Annotated in this window: 15 protein-coding genes and 1 pseudogene; 9 read left to right on the top strand and 7 right to left on the bottom strand. The window is 72.5% G+C overall.

Annotation, left to right across the window (positions count from 1 at the left end):
• Positions 1-31: 31 nt before the first annotated feature.
• A complete protein-coding gene (locus B1205_RS25010) occupies positions 32-616 on the bottom strand; it encodes a hypothetical protein (RefSeq protein WP_089157907.1) in 585 nt (194 codons plus the stop codon).
• Positions 617-1,347: 731 nt separating this feature from the next.
• Between B1205_RS25010 and B1205_RS25000 the strand changes: the two genes are divergently transcribed.
• The 4 genes from B1205_RS25000 (at position 1,348) to mshC (ending at position 4,860) form a co-directional block, all read left to right on the top strand.
• Positions 1,348-2,046, top strand: coding sequence for a histidine phosphatase family protein (locus tag B1205_RS25000; RefSeq protein WP_089157837.1), 699 nt, complete (start codon positions 1,348-1,350; stop codon positions 2,044-2,046).
• A 102-nt stretch (positions 2,047-2,148) separates the two neighbouring features.
• Positions 2,149-2,739: a DUF3090 domain-containing protein gene (locus tag B1205_RS24995; RefSeq protein ID WP_089157836.1), complete on the top strand. Its 591-nt coding sequence runs from the start codon at positions 2,149-2,151 to the stop codon at positions 2,737-2,739.
• Entirely contained in the window at positions 2,736-3,554 is an 819-nt protein-coding gene (locus tag B1205_RS24990; protein ID WP_089157835.1) for an SCO1664 family protein, read from the top strand. The genes B1205_RS24995 and B1205_RS24990 overlap by 4 nt, the downstream gene beginning before the upstream one ends.
• 67 nt (positions 3,555-3,621) lie before the next feature.
• Entirely contained in the window at positions 3,622-4,860 is a 1,239-nt protein-coding gene (gene mshC, locus B1205_RS24985; protein ID WP_089157834.1) for a cysteine--1-D-myo-inosityl 2-amino-2-deoxy-alpha-D-glucopyranoside ligase, read from the top strand.
• Positions 4,861-4,938: 78 nt separating this feature from the next.
• Here mshC and B1205_RS24980 read toward each other — a convergent pair whose 3' ends face one another.
• Together B1205_RS24980 and B1205_RS24975 are read right to left on the bottom strand one after the other, a co-directional pair.
• Positions 4,939-5,730 (bottom strand): GntR family transcriptional regulator, encoded by a 792-nt coding sequence (locus B1205_RS24980; RefSeq protein ID WP_089157833.1) that lies wholly within the window; start codon positions 5,728-5,730, stop codon positions 4,939-4,941.
• A gap of 110 nt (positions 5,731-5,840) precedes the next feature.
• Positions 5,841-6,710: a PAC2 family protein gene (locus B1205_RS24975; RefSeq protein ID WP_089157832.1), complete on the bottom strand. Its 870-nt coding sequence runs from the start codon at positions 6,708-6,710 to the stop codon at positions 5,841-5,843.
• Between the two features lie 255 nt (positions 6,711-6,965).
• Here B1205_RS24975 and metH point away from each other — a divergent pair, with 255 nt between their 5' ends.
• A complete protein-coding gene (metH, locus tag B1205_RS24970; protein ID WP_089157831.1) occupies positions 6,966-10,469 on the top strand; it encodes a methionine synthase in 3,504 nt (1,167 codons plus the stop codon).
• A 39-nt stretch (positions 10,470-10,508) separates the two neighbouring features.
• Here the strand turns inward: metH and B1205_RS33605 are convergent, their stop codons facing one another.
• The 4 genes from B1205_RS33605 to B1205_RS24950 all read right to left on the bottom strand — a co-directional run bounded on the left by B1205_RS33605 (position 10,509) and on the right by B1205_RS24950 (position 14,068).
• Positions 10,509-11,609, bottom strand: coding sequence for a magnesium transporter MgtE N-terminal domain-containing protein (locus tag B1205_RS33605; protein WP_441338557.1), 1,101 nt, complete (start codon positions 11,607-11,609; stop codon positions 10,509-10,511).
• 730 nt (positions 11,610-12,339) lie between these two features.
• Positions 12,340-12,675 carry a YnfA family protein gene (locus B1205_RS24960; protein ID WP_089157829.1) on the bottom strand — a complete coding sequence of 112 codons (336 nt, stop codon included), beginning with the start codon at positions 12,673-12,675 and terminating at the stop codon, positions 12,340-12,342.
• Between the two features lie 140 nt (positions 12,676-12,815).
• Positions 12,816-13,352 carry a GNAT family N-acetyltransferase gene (locus B1205_RS24955; protein WP_089157828.1) on the bottom strand — a complete coding sequence of 179 codons (537 nt, stop codon included), beginning with the start codon at positions 13,350-13,352 and terminating at the stop codon, positions 12,816-12,818.
• A 56-nt stretch (positions 13,353-13,408) separates the two neighbouring features.
• Positions 13,409-14,068, bottom strand: coding sequence for an HNH endonuclease family protein (locus tag B1205_RS24950; protein ID WP_089157827.1), 660 nt, complete (start codon positions 14,066-14,068; stop codon positions 13,409-13,411).
• A gap of 249 nt (positions 14,069-14,317) precedes the next feature.
• Here B1205_RS24950 and B1205_RS24945 point away from each other — a divergent pair, with 249 nt between their 5' ends.
• The 4 genes and pseudogenes from B1205_RS24945 to B1205_RS32320 all read left to right on the top strand — a co-directional run.
• Positions 14,318-14,497 carry a hypothetical protein gene (locus B1205_RS24945; protein ID WP_089157826.1) on the top strand — a complete coding sequence of 60 codons (180 nt, stop codon included), beginning with the start codon at positions 14,318-14,320 and terminating at the stop codon, positions 14,495-14,497.
• A gap of 51 nt (positions 14,498-14,548) precedes the next feature.
• The gene (locus tag B1205_RS24940; RefSeq protein ID WP_089157825.1) at positions 14,549-15,046 is read left to right on the top strand and encodes a hypothetical protein; all 498 of its coding nucleotides are present in this window, start codon (positions 14,549-14,551) and stop codon (positions 15,044-15,046) included.
• Positions 15,047-15,131: 85 nt separating this feature from the next.
• Positions 15,132-15,881, top strand: a complete 750-nt coding sequence (locus tag B1205_RS24935; RefSeq protein ID WP_089157824.1) for a neutral zinc metallopeptidase — start codon at positions 15,132-15,134, stop codon at positions 15,879-15,881.
• Positions 15,882-15,971: 90 nt separating this feature from the next.
• Positions 15,972-16,055: pseudogene (locus tag B1205_RS32320) on the top strand (HAD family phosphatase); the annotation flags it as partial.

The following is a 16,055-nucleotide window of genomic DNA, read 5'->3' as shown; positions in this document are numbered from 1 at the left end:
GCACCCCTCACGGGTGCCGGCCTTCGTGCGGTCAGCTGGTCCAGTGCTCGGCCACGATGTCGGCGGCCTGCTGCTCCCACTGGGCGTAGTGGTCGGGGTACGCGGAGACCTGCACGGTCTGGGCGGCCCGGGTCAGCGGCATGTCCTGCCAGCCGTCGACCTGCTTCAGGCCCTTGAGGAAGGCGAGGGTGGCGTACTCGGGGTCGGTGATCTGCTCGACCGTGCCCCAGCCGCTGGACGGGCGCTGCTGGAACAGGCCCTGCGAGTCGTGGTCGTTGCGGTCGCCGAGGTGACCCAGGTTCTCCAGCTTCGACTCCTGAAGGCTGGTGGCGATCGAGACGACCGCGGCCCGCTCGTCCATGCCCGCCTTCTTGGTGGCGGCGATGATCGCCTGGGCGTTGGCGACCTGCTCGTCGTTCAGGTCGATGCGGGACTGCGCGCCCTGCACGCCGTGCGGGATCAGGGTGGCGGTGTCGGGCTTGTCGGCCTGCACGGCCACCGCGGCGTCGCGCACGGTCGGAGTGGCGTCCTGATGGTTCAGCGGGCCGGCGGCCAGGCCACCGGCGACGGTCAGACCGGCGATGCCGAGGATGCTCTTGCGCAGGATGGTGTTCATGGTGGGCTCCGTTCGGGGGTCGACGCCCACGCCGGAAGGGGACCCGGCGCGTACGCGAGCAGCCGTCAGGCGCTCTCATGGACTGCGGGGGAAGGGTCCGACGCCACGGGGCGGGGCCACGTCGTGTCCGCCGGAACCAGGTACAACGACCGGCACCCCCCGATCATTCCCGGGGCCGGTGGCGGGCGCGTGCGCCACGCTCACCTGCTCGGCCGTACCCCCGACACAACGCCCCCACCCCCGCACCCATTCCCCGACCAGGGTTACCCCCACCGTCAGCCGAACTCACGAACCCAGTGGGCGGTTTGTTGGCTGCTGGGGTGTTTGGCGACGTCAGGGTGATCATCGACGCCAGCCCGGGGAAACGGCGACATGGCATTTACCCCGATATAACCGTTTCCCTGGCCCGACCGGACCCCTGGCCTGGTTGACCATGAAGTTGACGGCGCGGATGGGTCGGTTCACTGCCGCCAACTTCATGGTCAACCGGATATCGCCCAGGGTGGGGGGAGGGGGACTCTGGCTGGTCGGCGGCACGGTGAGGGACATGGGAGGTCTCCAGTGCCCCGAAGCGGTTGTGTCGGGGCGGGGCGGATGTCGCCGTTTCCCCGAACTGGCGTGGCGCGTCCGGCCAGTCCGACGGGCCCTTTCCTGGCGAGCGGGGCAGGCGGGGAAGATCAGCGTGCGGGTCGACGTGGCGGGCGCGACCGTCGGAGACGGCACGACCTAGGGTGGTGGGCGTGGCGACCCTTCTGCTTCTGCGACACGGCCGGACCACCGCGAACGCCGACGGTGGCCTGGCCGGCCGGCAACCGGTCGAGCTGGACGACACCGGTCGGGCCCAGGCCACGGCGGTCGGTGGGCGACTCGCCGGTCTGCCGCTCGCGGCGGTGGTGACCAGCCCGCTCATCCGCTGCCGGCAGACCCTGGAGTTGGCGCTTCCCGCGGCGGAGCCGGTGGTCGACGAGGGGCTGATCGAATGCGGCTACGGCGCCTGGGAGGGGCAGTCGCTGAAGAAGCTGGCGAAGGAGCCGCTCTGGCCGGTGGTCCAGCAGCACCCGAGCGCCGCGGTCTTCCCGGAGGGCGAGTCGATGGCGGGGATGTCCGCTCGGGCGGTCGCCGCGGTGCGGGCGTGGGACGCGCGGGTCGCCGCCGAGCACGGTCCCGAGGCGGTCTGGCTGGCGTGCAGCCACGGTGACGTGATCAAGGCGATCGTGGCAGACGCGCTCGGCGTACACCTGGATCTTTTTCAGCGGATCGTGGTCGACCCGGCGTCGGTGACGGCGATCCGCTACACGCCGCTGCGGCCGTTCCTGGTCCGGCTCAACGACACCGNGGCGCTGGTCCCGCCGCGTCGGCGGCGCCGGCGGGCGGCGCGGGCCACCGGGTCGGACGCGGTGGTCGGCGGTGGCGCGGGGGCGGCCGGGTGAGGTGGGTCCATCGGGACCGGGCCGGCCGGGCGGTTGCGCTGTGGGCGGATTCGGCGTCGGTGGGCTGCACGGTGCTCCGGCGCTCCGGATAGGGTCGTAGTTATGACGCACCAGGTGCACGCCTTCGAGCCGCCGGAGCGGTTCGTCGCCGGAACGGTCGGCCCGCCGGGGGAGCGCACGTTCTTCCTCCAGGCGCGCGGTGGCGGCCGGCTGGTCAGCGTCGCGCTGGAGAAGGTCCAGGTGTCGCTGCTCGCCGAGAAGCTCGAGGAGCTGCTCTCCGAGGCGCAGCGCCGGTTCGGCGTGAAGCTGCCGGAGGCGGCCCCGGTGGTGCTGGGCGACAACGAGCCGCTCGACACCCCGGTGGACGAGGAGTTCCGGGTCGGCACGCTGGGCCTGGCCTTCGACGTGGACACCGCCACCGTGGTGATCGAGGCGATCGCGGTGGGGGAGGCGGAGGTCGAGGTCGAGCTGGGCGACGCCGACGACGACGACGTCGAGATCGACGAGGAACCGGACGAGCCGGACGACGACCTCGACCGGCTCCGGGTCCGGTTGACCCCCGAGGCGACCCGCGAGTTCATCGAACGCGCCAAGCGGGTGGTCAACGCCGGGCGGCCCCCCTGCCCCCTGTGCGGCCAGCCGCTCGACCCGGCCGGTCACCTCTGCCCCCGGCACAACGGCTATCACCGGTGACCTCGTCGGAACTGCAACCCCGACAGGACGGTGCCGAGGCGCTGCGGTTGCTCGCCGACGGTGAGCTGACCCTGGAGGGGCGGCTGGTCGACGCCTCGAACACGACGCTGCGTGGCGTCATCACCCTCGGTGACGTCACCGGGCACTGCGTCTACAAGCCGGTGCGCGGCGAACGCCCGCTCTGGGATTTCCCGGACGGCACGCTCGCCGGCCGGGAGGTGGCCGCCTACCTGGTCTCCCGGGCCACCGGGTGGGACCTGGTGCCGCCGACCGTGCTGCGGGACGGGCCGTTCGGCCCCGGCTCCTGCCAGCTCTGGATCGACGAGCCGGCCGACGCCGAGCCGCTGGTCGGGTTCGTGCCGGCCGAGTCGGTGCCGCCGCGCTGGTTCCCGATCGCGGCGGCGCGCGACGACGACGGGGCGGCGTATGCGCTGGCCCACGCCGACGACCCGCGGCTGGCCCGGCTGGCCGTCCTCGACGCGGTGATCAACAACGCCGACCGCAAAGGCGGGCACGTCCTCGTCGGCCCGGACGACCGGATCTACGGGGTCGACCACGGGGTCAGCTTCCACGTCGAGGAGAAGCTGCGGACGGTGCTCTGGGGCTGGGCCGGCCGGGCGCTCCCGCCGGACGCGGTGGAGATGCTCGACGGGCTGGCCGGTCAGCTCGGCGGCGCGCTCGGCGAGGAACTGGCCGACCACCTCACCATCGGTGAGGTCGCGGCGCTGGCGTCCCGGGTGGAGCGACTGCGCGAGACCGAGCGGTTCCCGCTGCCCCCGGAGGAGTGGCCGGCGATGCCCTGGCCACCCATGTGAGCCGCTGTCGCGTTGATCACCCGTCGGGTGACATCCGCGTGCCTGACGGCTCGTTAGGCTGGCGGTCATGGAGTCTTGGGCGGGACACGAGGTGCCACGGCTGCCGGGCGAGAGCGCAGCACTGAGGCTGTACGACTCGGCGCGGCGGGGCTCGCACCCCAGCCGACCCGACGGCGTCGCCTCGATGTATGTCTGTGGCATCACCCCGTACGACGCCACCCACCTCGGGCACGCCGCCACCATGATCACGTTCGATCTGGTGCAGCGGATGTGGCGCGACGCCGGCCTGACCGTGCGGTACGTGCAGAACGTCACCGACATCGACGACCCGCTGCTGGAGCGGGCCGAACGCGACGGCGAGGACTGGAAGGTCCTGGCCATGCGGGAGACGGCGCTGTTCCGCGAGGACATGGAGGCACTGCGGATCATCCCGCCGGCGCACTACGTGGGCGCGGTCGAGTCGATCCCGGACATCGCCGAGAAGGTGGCCGTGCTGCTCAAGGACGGCGCGGCGTACCGGCTGGACGACGGCACCGGCGACGTCTACTTCGACGTCTCCGCCGCCCCCGCGTTCGGCTACGAGTCGAACCTGACCCGCGACGAGATGTTGGAGATCTTCCCGGAGCGCGGCGGCGACCCGGACCGCGCCGGCAAGCGTGACCCGCTCGACCCGCTGCTGTGGCGGGGCGCCCGCGAGGGCGAGCCGTCCTGGCCGGGCGGCGAGCTGGGCGCCGGCCGCCCCGGCTGGCACATCGAGTGCACGGTGATCGCGTTGAACCTGCTGGGCGAGCGGATCTGCGTGCAGGGCGGCGGCAACGACCTGATCTTCCCGCACCACGAGTGCTCCGCGGCGCACGCCGAGCGGCTGACCGGCGCGGCGCCGTTCGCCGACCACTACGTACACGCCGGCATGATCGGCCTGAACGGCGAGAAGATGTCCAAGTCCAAGGGGAACCTGGTCTTCGTCTCCCGGCTGCGAGCCGACCGGGTCGACCCGATGGCGGTGCGGTTGGCGCTGCTGGACGGCCACTACCGTAGCGACCGGTCCTGGACCGACGCGCTGCTCGAGCAGGCGCAGGAGCGGCTGGGCCGCTGGCGACGGGCCGCCGCCGCGCCGGCCGGGCCGTCGGGCGCGGCGCTGCTGACCGGGGTACGCGAGCGCCTCGCCGACGACCTCGACACGCCCGGCGCCCTGTCGGCGGCCGACGCCTGGGCCGAGCGCACGCTGGCCGGTGACGGCACCGACGCGACCGCCCCGCGCCTGTTCGCCGACACGGCAGACGCCCTCCTCGGCATCCGCCTGTAAGGCGGGGCACCTTGTTAACGTCTCTGGTAGAGGCGGGGCCCCTTCTTAACACCGTCGGGCTGAGGTGAGCCGGCCGGATCAGCCGAGCACGAGACCCGGGTCCGGGTCCGGATCGGGGGACGGGGCCGGGATCCTGTACTCCTCGGTGAGCGTCGTCATCGGACCGGGCCAGGTGGCCTGGGCCACCTCGATCGGCTTGCGCCGCTCGTCGTACGCGACGTGCAGCAGGTGCAGCACGGGGGTGTCCGGACGGATCTGGAGAATCTCCGCCTCCTCCCGGCTGGGTTGCCGCGCGCTGATCGTGTCCGTCGCGGTGACGTACCGCCGGCCGGTGACCTCCTCGGCCTCCTGGTAGAGCGGACGGCCGAACGCCTCCGCGCGTTCCAGCGAGGTGCCGGCGGTGTCGGCGGGCAGGAACCAGGAGGCGCCGACCTCCACCGGGGAATCGTCGGTGCGGACCAGGTGCCGCCGGCAGAGCAGCTCCGTGCCGTCGCCGACCCCGAACGCGTCGGCGACCTCCGGCGGGGCGGGGGCGCGGCCGACCGAGACGAGCTGTTGGCGGTACCGGGCGGCCAGGTCGGTGTGGTAGCCGCGGAAGCCGCCGTACCGGCCCCGGGAGAGGCGGTTGAGCCGACGCCGGGTGCCACGGACGTACGTACCGGAGCCGGGTTTGGTGATCAGGATGCCCTCGACCCGCAGTTGGTCGACGGCGCGTTGCACGGTCTGCTTCGCCACGCCGAACATCTCGGCGATGGCCGGGATGGACGGCAGCCGCTCACCCGGCCCCCAGTCGCCGCGGCGCACCTGGGCCTTGAGCTGCGCGGCGATCTGCCGATGCGGGAACTCGGCCGCGCCGGGGTTGATCTGCATGTGCCCGCCTCCTCATGACAGCTAGGTTCCTAGGATGCCGTAAGGGGTGTGANCCCGGACCCGAAAAAGGCCGGATCCGACGAGGACCCGGCCTTTTTCGACGACGTGCGCTACCAGGAGCCGGCCGTGGGCCCGGCGGAACCGCCTCGCCGGCGCAGGTACTTCTCGAACTCCTGGGCGATCTCGTCCCCGGTCAACGGGGTGATGCCGGCGTCGCCGACGCGTTCCTCCAGCTCGCGGACGTACTCACCCAGCTCGGCGTCCTGCTCGGCGGCGCTACGCACCCGCTGCTCCCACTCGGCGGCCTCCTCGGCCAGGTCGGCCATCGGCACCGGCAGGTCGAGCACCTCCTCGACCCGGTGCAGCAGCGCCAGGGTGGCCTTCGGGCAGGGCGGATTGTTGGCGTAGTGCGGCACGTGCACCCAGAACGACACCGCGTCGACCTCGGCCCGGGTGCAGGCGTCGTGCAGCACCCCGACGATGCCGGTCGGGCCGTCGTAGCGGGTGGGGGTGAGCTGGTAGCGCTTGGCCGCGTCCGCGTCCGACGCGCTGCCGCTGATCGGCAGGGGCCGGGTGTACGGCACGTCGGCCAGCAGCGCGCCGAGCAGCACCACCCGTTCGACCTCCAGGCTGTGGCAGATCTCCAGCACCTGCTCGCAGAACGTGCGCCAGCGCATGCTCGGCTCGATGCCGCGGATCAGCACCACGTCCCGTTCGGTGCCCTCCGGGCTGGCCACCATGAAGCGCGTGGTCGGCCACTCGACCCGCCGGGTCTCCCCGTCGGCCATGGTGATGGTCGGCCGGCTCACCTGGAAGTCGTAGAAGTCCTCCGGGTCCAGCTCGGTGACCTGCCGGGACTGCCAGACCTGCTCCAGGTGCTCCACGGCGGCGGTCGAGGCGTCCGCGGCGTCGTTCCAGCCCTCGAAGGCCGCGATGGCGACGGGTGAGCGCAGTACCGGCAGCCCGTCGAACTCGGTCACGCCGTCACCTCACCCTGCTCGTCGGCGGCGGCGCCGCCGCCCCGTCGCACGGTCGCATCCCTGATGTCCTTCACGTCCGCCAGCCTACGTGTCGCCGCCGGAGCCGGCCCGTCGGCCGCGCCGGTCGCCCAGCCGGACCACTCGGTCGAACCGGATGAAAGGCACCCGGTGATTCGGCCGACACTATGTGGGAAGGCGCGGTCGGGGTGCCCTCGTCGCTCTCCGGCGCACTAATCTGGCTCTGTGTCTACTTCGTTGCGGGACCTGCTGGCGGACCGGATCCTGATCGCCGACGGCGCGATGGGGACCATGCTCCAGGCCGCCGACCTCACTCTGGACGACTTCGACGGCCTTGAGGGTTGCAACGAGATCCTCAATGTCACCCGGCCGGACGTGGTCCGCGGCGTGCACGAGGCCTACCTCGCCGCCGGCGCGGACTGCGTCGAGACCAACACGTTCGGCGCCAACCTGCCGAATCTCGCCGAGTACGGCATCGCCGAGCGCATCCGTGAGTTGTCCGAGGCGGGCGCGCGGATCGCCCGGGAGGCCGCCGACGCGTACGCGACGCCGGAGCAGCCCCGGTTCGTGCTCGGCTCGATGGGGCCGGGCACCAAGCTGCCCACCCTGGGCCACGCGAGCTACGCCTCGCTGCGCGACGCGTACCAGGAGAACGCCGCCGGTCTGATCGCCGGCGGGGCGGACGGGCTGATCATCGAGACCTGCCAGGACCTGCTCCAGGTCAAGGCCGCGGTGGTCGGCTCGAAGCGGGCCCGCGACGCCGCCGGCCGGGACGTGCCGATCATCTGCCAGGTGGCCGTGGAGACGACCGGCACCATGCTGCTCGGCAGCGAGATCGGCGCGGCCCTGACCGCGATCGAGCCGCTCGGGGTCGACCTGATCGGGCTGAACTGCTCCACCGGTCCGGCGGAGATGGGCGAGCACCTGCGCTATCTGTCGCAGCATTCGCGCATCCCGGTCTCGGTGATGCCGAACGCCGGCCTGCCGGTGCTGACCGCCGACGGCGCCTACTTCCCGCTCGGGCCGCAGGACATGGCCGACGCGCTGGACCAGTTCGTCACCGACTACGGCGTGGGCCTGATCGGCGGCTGTTGCGGCACCACGCCGGAGCACATCCGGGCGCTGGTGGAGCGGCTCGGCGGGCGGCGGCCGGCGGTCCGGGAGCCGAGGCCGGAGGCGGGCGTCTCCTCGATCTACCATCACGTGCCGTTCGCCCAGGACGCCAGCGTCCTGATGGTGGGGGAGCGGACCAACGCCAACGGCTCGAAGGCGTTCCGCGAGGCGATGCTCGCCGCCGACTGGCAGGCCTGCGTGGAGACCGCCCGGAGTCAGACCCGGGACGGCTCGCACCTGCTGGACCTGTGCGTGGACTACGTCGGCCGCGACGGCGCCATCGACATGCGGGAGTTGGCCGGTCGGTTCGCCACCGCTTCCACGCTGCCGGTCATGCTCGACTCGACCGAGCCGGCGGTGATCGAGGCCGGGCTGGAGATGCTCGGCGGCCGGTGCGTGGTCAACTCGGTCAACTTCGAGGACGGCGACGGCCCGGATTCCCGGTACGGCCGGGTGATGCCGGTGATCGCCGAGCACGGCGCCGCCGTGGTCGCCATGCTGATCGACGAGGAGGGCCAGGCCCGCACGGCGGAGTGGAAGGTACGCATCGCCGGGCGGCTCATCGAGGACCTCACCGGCCGGTGGGGGCTGCGCCGGGAGGACATCCTCATCGACGCGCTGACGTTCCCGATCGCCACCGGGCAGGAGGAGACCCGCCGCGACGGCATCGAGACGATCGAGGCGATCCGGGAGATCACCGCCCGGTGGCCGGGCGTCAACTTCACCCTCGGCATCTCCAACGTGTCCTTCGGGCTCAACCCGGCGGCGCGGCAGGTGCTCAACTCGGTGTTCCTGCACGAGTGCGTCCAGGCCGGCCTGACCTCGGCGATCGTGCACGCCAGCAAGATCCTGCCGATGTCGAAGATCCCGGACGAGCAGCGCACGGTGGCGCTCGACCTGGTCTACGACCGCCGCCGGGAGGGCTACGACCCGGTGCAGCGGTTCATCCAGGTCTTCGAGGGCGTGGACGCGGCGTCGGCGCGGGCCACCCGGGCCGAGGAGCTGGCCGCGCTGCCGCTGGACGAGCGGCTCAAGCGGCGGATCGTCGACGGGGAGCGCAACGGCCTGGAGGCCGACCTGGACACCGCGATGGCGGAGGGTCGGACGCCGCTGTCCATCATCAACGACCTGCTGCTCGACGGCATGAAGGTGGTCGGCGAGCTGTTCGGCTCCGGCCAGATGCAGCTGCCGTTCGTGCTCCAGTCCGCCGAGGTGATGAAGACCGCGGTGGCCTACCTGGAGCCGCACATGGAGAAGGCGGACGACGACGGGAAGGGTCGGATCGTGCTCGCGACCGTGAAGGGCGACGTGCACGACATCGGCAAGAACCTGGTCGACATCATCCTGTCCAACAACGGCTACGACGTGGTCAACATCGGCATCAAGCAGCCGATCACCGCGATCCTCGACGCGGCCGAGGAGCACCGGGCCGACGCCATCGGCATGTCCGGGCTGCTGGTCAAGAGCACGGTCATCATGAAGGAGAACCTGGCCGAGATGGCCTCGCGCGGCGTCGCGGAGCGCTGGCCGGTGCTGCTGGGCGGGGCGGCGCTGACCCGGGCGTACGTGGAGGACGACCTGCGGTCGATCTATCCCGGCCAGGTGCACTACGCGCGGGACGCGTTCGAGGGGTTGTCCCTGATGGACCGCGTGATGGCGGCGAAGCGGGGCGGCGCGCCGATGGTCGACCCGGAGCGGGAGGCCGCGTTGGCGGCCCGCCGGGAGCGCCGGGAGCGGCAGCGGGCCCTGGTGCGGGACGCGTTGCCCGAGCTGGACGACGCCTCGGTCCGCTCCGACGTGGCGTCGGACGTGGCCGTGCCGGCCCCGCCGTTCTTCGGCACCCGGGTGGTCAAGGGCGTGCCGCTGGCCGACTACGCGGCGTTGCTCGACGAGCGGGCCACGTTCCTGGGCCAGTGGGGGCTGCGCGGCGCCCGGGGTGGCCAGGGCCCGTCGTACGAGGAGTTGGTGGAGACCGAGGGCCGGCCGCGCCTGCGCTACTGGCTGGACCGGCTGATCGCCGACAAGGTGCTGGAGGCGGCCGTGGTGTACGGCTACTTCCCGGCGTACTCGGAGGGCAACGACCTGGTGGTGCTGGACGAGAACGGGCACAGTGAACGGGCCCGGTTCTCCTTCCCCCGGCAGCGGCAGGAACGCCGGCTGTGCCTGGCGGACTTCTTCCGGCCCAAGGGCGAGCAGCTCGACGTGGTGGCGTTGCAGTTGGTCACCGTGGGGCAGCCGATCAGCGAGTACACCGCGAAGATGTTCGCCGCGAACGAGTACCGCGACTACCTGGAGGTGCACGGCCTGTCGGTGCAGCTCACCGAGGCGCTGGCGGAGTACTGGCACCGGCGCATCCGATCCGAGCTGGTGTTGCCTGGCGGGGGTACGGTCGCCGACGGCGATCCGGCCGACCTAGCCGGGCTGCTGCGCAACGACTACCGGGGCTGCCGGTACGCGTTCGGCTATCCGGCCTGCCCGGACCTGGAGGACCGGGCGAAGATCGTGAGCCTGCTGGGCGCGGAGCGGATCGGCGTGCAGTTGTCGGAGGAGTTCCAGCTCGTGCCGGAGCAGGCCACCGACGCGATCGTGGTGCACCACCCGGAGGCCAACTACTTCAACGCCAAGTAGCCCGGCCCGGGCTGGTCATGCCGCGATCCGGTCGCCGGCTCAGAGGGCCGTGCCGTTGGCCTTCGCGGCGTCCACCAGTGGGTTCCGGACGTGTTTCGGCAGGCTGGCCAGGAGGGCACGTCGGCGGCTGAGGGAGACCGCGGCGACGATGACCGTGGCCCAGCGGGTCGGCATCTCGGTCAGCACCAGCCGTAGCCGCTCGTCGTCGAGGTGGGCGACCACCCGGGCGGCCTTGTCGGCGGGCAGCCAGGCGAGCACCGTCGCCTGGTGCGACGTGGGCAGCGCCTGGATGGCAGCGATGACGGCGGGGGGTACGGAGTAGGCCGGGATCCTGGTGCTGAGGATCGCCGCCGCGCGTTCCGGGGGCAGCACGGTGAGCAGCGACAGCAGCCAGGGGGTGCCGAGGCCGGCTTCCAGTGCGGTGATCGTGGCGGGTGTGGAGGCGAGTAGCGCCGTTGCGGCTTCCGCCGGTGGCAGCCGGCCGATCCGCACCGTTTCGAGCAGGTGGTCCGCCCGTCCGGGTGGAAGCTCCGCCAGCACCTCGGAAACCCGCTCGGTGGGCATCTTCGCCAGGAACCGCGCCCCGTCGGACAGTTCACCTCCGAGGATCCGGGCCACCCGGTCGGTGGGCGCCGACGAGAGCAGCTCGGCGGCGCGCGCCTCGTCGGTCTCGGCGATCACCGCGGCGGCCCGGTCGGCCGGCAGCGCGTCCAGCTCGGCGGTGGCACGGTCGGTGGGCATGGCGGCCAGGTCGGCGGCCATGCGCTTCGGGGCGTGCGCGATCACCGATTTCACGTCGCCGGCCCACCTGCGCGTCTCGGTGTCGGTCGATCGTGCCATCGCGTCCAGCTCCGGCACCCGCAGCGCCATGATCCGGGCGGGTGGAAGAGTGAGCAGCAGCGTCCGTACGCTCGTCCACGGTTCGGTCAGCAGGATCGCGGTCAGCTTGTCGTCGGGCATCTCGGCCAGCACCGTCGCCGAGCGTGCCGACGGCATGCCCCGAAGCGCCTCGCGCGCCCGGTCCGGCGCGACCTCCGCCAGCAGGTCGGCGGCCTGCGTAACCGGCATGGCGAGCAGCACGCGGTGCATCGTCTCGCGGGGAAGCAGGAGCAGCCGTGTCGCGGCCAGACCTTCGTCCATGCCGCCCAGGAGCCCCGCGCACCGGTCCGCGGGCATGGCGGCCAGGCGTCGCACGGCCGCCGCTTCGTCCATGTCCGCCAGGGCCTGCGCGGCATCGTCCTGGCTCATCGCCGTGAGCCGGTCGACCGACTGGCGCACCGGCATGCTCGCCAGCCGTTGGGCGGCCGAGCGTGCCGGTCCGGCGTCGACGTGGATGGTGCCCTGCGCCACCTGGTAGACCCGGGCGTTGTCCTGGGCGACGGCGGTCATGGCGAGCCGGTCCGCCCCGGCGGGTCCCGGCTCGTCNCCGCTGGCCATCGCGCGCTGGGTCACGTCGCCGTGCCAGGTCCGTCCGGAGGCGCGCAGCGCCGGGGTCAGCTCCTCGTCGAGGAGCCGTCGGAGTTCGGCCGCCGCCTCCGGTTCCCGTGCCAGCAGGCGGAGAAGACGGTGCTGCCACTGCCGGGAGAGGTCGGCCTGAAGGTCGGCGTTCTCCGCGCTGGAGACCGCGACGAGGTCCGCGCGGGTGTCGATCAGTTCGGCTTCGACGACCGCCGCGCGTTCCGGATGGAAACGCCGCCAGAGGTTTCCCACCGACGACTTCGTCGTGGACCAGGCCTCCGTGGCCAGCAGGGCGACGAGGGTGGCGCTTGCGGTGTTGGCGAGGTCATACAGTTGCGGGTCCAACCGGGAACTCCCCACTGTCGACGTTCGGGGCGACATCCAGGGTAGATGAGGGGGGCACCCGGTCCGGTCAGCTCGCCCGCGGCGCGTACATGATGATCGCGACGCCGACCAGGCAGATGGCCGCGCCGACGAGGTCGTAGCGGTCGGGCCGGAACTTGTCGACGAGCATGCCCCAGGCGAGTGACCCGGCGACGAAGACGCCGCCGTAGGCGGCGAGGATCCGGCCGAAGTTCGGGTCGGGCTGGAACGTGGCCACGAAGCCGTAGACGCCGAGCGCGATGATCCCGCCGGCGATCCAGAGCAGCCCCCGGTTCTCCCGCCAGCCCTGCCAGACCAGCCAGGCGCCGCCGATCTCGGCCAGCGCGGCGACCAGGAACAGCAGGATGGAGCGGGCGACCGTCATGCGTCCGACCGTACCGTTTCGATCTTGCCGGTGGGTCGGCAGGCGCAGCCGGCGGCGTCCGGCCCACCACCAGGCCGGGCCGGCGAGCGCGGCCAGCGCGACGGTGACGCCGGGCAGCGGGACGCCTGGTGCGAGGTGTGTCAGGGTCGGTCTTCCGGCTGCGGACCGTCGGTGACGAAGATGTGGTCGGGGCCGTCCTCACCCGTCACGTCGAGGTGCGCGGCGCGGCGTAGGCCGGCCCGTTCCGCGACCCGCCGGGAGGCGATGTTGGCCGGGCGGATCCGGGCGGCCACGGGGACGCCGGGGCGGTGCGCGGCGGCCCAGCGCACGACGGCGGTCGCCGCCTCGCCGGCCACGCCCGCACCCCACGCCGCCGGATCGAGGCGGTAGAACAGGTTCAGCACGTCGCGTTCGTGCAGCCGCATCACCTTCAGGCCACAGAAGCCGAGCCGCCGGTCGTCGCGGCACACCACCCAGTAGCCGAAGCCGTGCCGCTGCCAGTGCCCGTCCCAGCGTCGGAAGCGCTCCTGCGCCTCGGCGCGGTCGCGCAGCAGGTCGGCGGGGTTGTGCGCGCAGGCCCGGGGATCGGTGTGCAGGGCGTGGAGCAGGTCGACGTCGGCACGGGTGGGGCGGCGCAGGCGCAGGCGCGCGGTGGTCAGCTCCTCGTGCTCTCCCATCGCCGGTCATCATCGCAGCCGCGCCCGGGCCGGACCGGCCCGGGCGCCACGGGGTGTCAGTAGGCGTAGGTGACCGAGATGGTGGTGGCCGGGCAGTTGTTCGCCCAGCTGGTGAGCGCGCTCTTTTCCGCGCTGTCCACGGTGAGCCGCCAGCGGATCTTCACCGCCACCCACTCGCCGACGTAACGGCAGCGGGCCGACGCGTACGGCGGCAGCCAGGTCGCCGGGTCCTGGTCGCCCTTGGCCTGGTTGACGTTGTCGGTGACCGCGGCGAGCGCGCGGGCGTCGCCCAGGTCGTTCGCGTACGCCTGGCGGCGGCTGGTGGTCCAGCTCCGCGCGCCCGAGTCCCAGGCCTCGGCGAGCGGGACCATGTGGTCGATGTCCAGGTCGCCGGTGGCGCTCCAGGTGGCGTTGTCGTAGTAGGAGAACCAGCGGCCGCCGGAGAGCGTGCAGGTGCCGCTGATGGTGGGCTTCGTGGTGGCCTCGGCGTAGAGCACCTCGTTGCGGGTGTGGCAGCCGTCGCCGTCGGCGTCGATCCAGTGCGGGAACAGGTCGCGGCTGTAGCCGGTGCGGACCTCGGTGGCGACGGTCAGGCCGGCGACGGCGGTGGTGAGCGACGCGGAGTAGCCGGCCGCCGGTGCGGGCTGGGCGAGGCCGAGGGTGGTGGCCACGATGGCGGCGAGGCTGATGGCCGTGGCGCGCAGGGTACGGGACATGGGACTCCATCCGGGTGGGAGTGGCGTTGCCTCACCCATATAGACAGAGATGGAAGTAACGGTCCAGATCAACTTTCGTTAACTTCGGATGACGAACGGCCGCCACCTGCGGCGACGTCGAGAATACGGCTGTGCCGGACGCCGCGGCGGGCTAGCGTCCCGGAGTAGGAGCCGGCAACGCCGCGCCCTCGCCGTTGACGCGGCGGAGACGCCGGTGGATGAGCATGGGTACGACGAGAGGGGCGGAGCATGACCGACGAGGTGACGTCGAAGGTCCCGCCGGACCCAGTTCCCGTGCTGGCCCCGCCGCTCGGTCCGCCGCCGGTCGGACCGCCCAGCAGCCTCGACCTGTGGGCCCGCGCCCAGGTGATGCACCGCTGCTTCGGCGACGACGACGGTGAGCCGCACATCATGCGCGGCCTGGACTAGGCCACGACCGGCCTCGGCGGTGCACTGGCCGGTGCCGGTTACCCTGCCGACGTGACCCCACGCCCATGGCTGCTCGCGTTCACCGCCGCGCTCGGCGTCGCCCTGCTGGCCGGCTGCGGCGCGGTGTCCCGGCTGCCACGCACCGGGGACACCGAGGAGCGTGACTGCGCGGCGCGGGTGGTTGTCGAGGAGGCGAAGGTCCGCACCGACCGACGGTGGACCGACGAGGACGTGCCCGGCATCGGCGCGTACGCCGAGATCCACTGGCAGGTCGACTACCCGAGCTTCGCCTGTTCCCGGGCGCCCGGCCCGACCGACCTGCGCTACCAGGCGGTGGTGCGCCTCGCGCCGGCCGACACGCGCGCCCTGACCACCAGGTTCGCCTGGACGCCGGTGACCGGCGCGGCGCCCGAGGTGTGGCCGGCGCTGGCCGCGTACGTGCCGGGCGGCGTGCGCTGGCAGCGTCGCGTCGACCCCGACGCGGGCGGCGTCGAGGTGCACGTCGACCCCGAGCGGTCGCTGCTGCTGTTCACCGCGGTCGACACCTGATGAACGTTTCCGCATGCCGATGCGTGAGAGCCGGTGGGTCCGGGGTACTGCCCGGGCACACGGGTTCGACAGCCGGGAGGTAGGCGTGGGGGACAGGGCGCGACAGCGGCGGTTCGGGCCGCTCGCCGGGCTGGTGGTGGCCGCGGTGGTGGCCGCCGGCTGCATGGCCGGCGGACTCGACCAGGGCGAGCCGCAGCAGCCCGCCCCACAGCGCAGCGACCGGCCGGCGTCACCGGACGCGGCGACCACCCGGGCGGACGGGACCACCAGCGTCGCCGAGTTCAAGCAGGACTTCTCCGACGCCGTCGGCAGCGCCGAGCGGTACTGGACGGAACGCTTCCGCGCCTCCGGGGAGCGGTTCCGACCGATCCGGCGGGTGGTGCCGTACTCCCGGGCCGGCGAGGTGTCCTGCGGCGGGCAGGCCCTGCCGCGCAACAACGCGGTCTACTGCTCGGCCGGCGACTTCATCGCCTACGACGTGAACTGGTCGGTGGCGGCGTTCCGGCAGATCGGCGACGCGTTCCTGTTCTACCTGCTCGGCCACGAGTACGCCCACGGCGTGCAGACCCGGCTCGGCATCCGCTACGAGTTCACCATCCAGCAGGAGCTGCAGGCCGACTGCATGGCCGGCGCATACCTGGGTGACAGCGTGCGCGCCAGAACGCTGACCTTGGCCGACGGCGACCTGGAGGAGTTCCGGGAAGGACTGCTCGCGGTCGGCGACGACCCGGACCAGCCCTGGTTCGCCGAGGGCGCGCACGGCACCGCCGAACAGCGCAGCGAGAAGTTCTTCGCCGGCTACGAGAACTCGTTGAAGGCCTGCGGCCTCGGGTGATGCCGCAGGTCACCCCCGGCGGGGACGGTGCCGGCCCGGCCGGGCCCGGGTGGCAGGATCGGCGGGTACGCGTACCGAAGGAGGCCCCCGCTGAGCAGCACACACCCCGCCGCCGTGCTCTTCGACATGGACGGAACCCTGGTTGACAGCGAGAAGCTGTGGGACGTCGCGTTG

The organism is Micromonospora sp. NBS 11-29, assembly GCF_002140155.1.
Lineage (GTDB): Bacteria > Actinomycetota > Actinomycetes > Mycobacteriales > Micromonosporaceae > Micromonospora.
This window is presented reverse-complemented; position numbering and strand designations above follow the sequence as displayed.

What these genes read in the sequence shown, in the direction of transcription:
- B1205_RS24980 (WP_089157833.1), bottom strand. Translation starts at nt 5,730, where the DNA reads ATGCAGATCAACCCCGGCGCGGCCGAGTTCCCGCATCGGCAGATCGCC.
- B1205_RS25010 (WP_089157907.1), bottom strand. Translation starts at nt 616, where the DNA reads ATGAACACCATCCTGCGCAAGAGCATCCTCGGCATCGCCGGTCTGACC.
- B1205_RS24950 (WP_089157827.1), bottom strand. Translation starts at nt 14,068, where the DNA reads ATGTCCCGTACCCTGCGCGCCACGGCCATCAGCCTCGCCGCCATCGTG.
- B1205_RS33605 (WP_441338557.1), bottom strand. Translation starts at nt 11,609, where the DNA reads ATGGACGAAGGTCTGGCCGCGACACGGCTGCTCCTGCTTCCCCGCGAG.
- B1205_RS24995 (WP_089157836.1), top strand. Translation starts at nt 2,149, where the DNA reads ATGACGCACCAGGTGCACGCCTTCGAGCCGCCGGAGCGGTTCGTCGCC.
- B1205_RS24960 (WP_089157829.1), bottom strand. Translation starts at nt 12,675, where the DNA reads ATGACGGTCGCCCGCTCCATCCTGCTGTTCCTGGTCGCCGCGCTGGCC.
- B1205_RS24945 (WP_089157826.1), top strand. Translation starts at nt 14,318, where the DNA reads ATGACCGACGAGGTGACGTCGAAGGTCCCGCCGGACCCAGTTCCCGTG.
- mshC (WP_089157834.1), top strand. Translation starts at nt 3,622, where the DNA reads ATGGAGTCTTGGGCGGGACACGAGGTGCCACGGCTGCCGGGCGAGAGC.
- B1205_RS24955 (WP_089157828.1), bottom strand. Translation starts at nt 13,352, where the DNA reads ATGGGAGAGCACGAGGAGCTGACCACCGCGCGCCTGCGCCTGCGCCGC.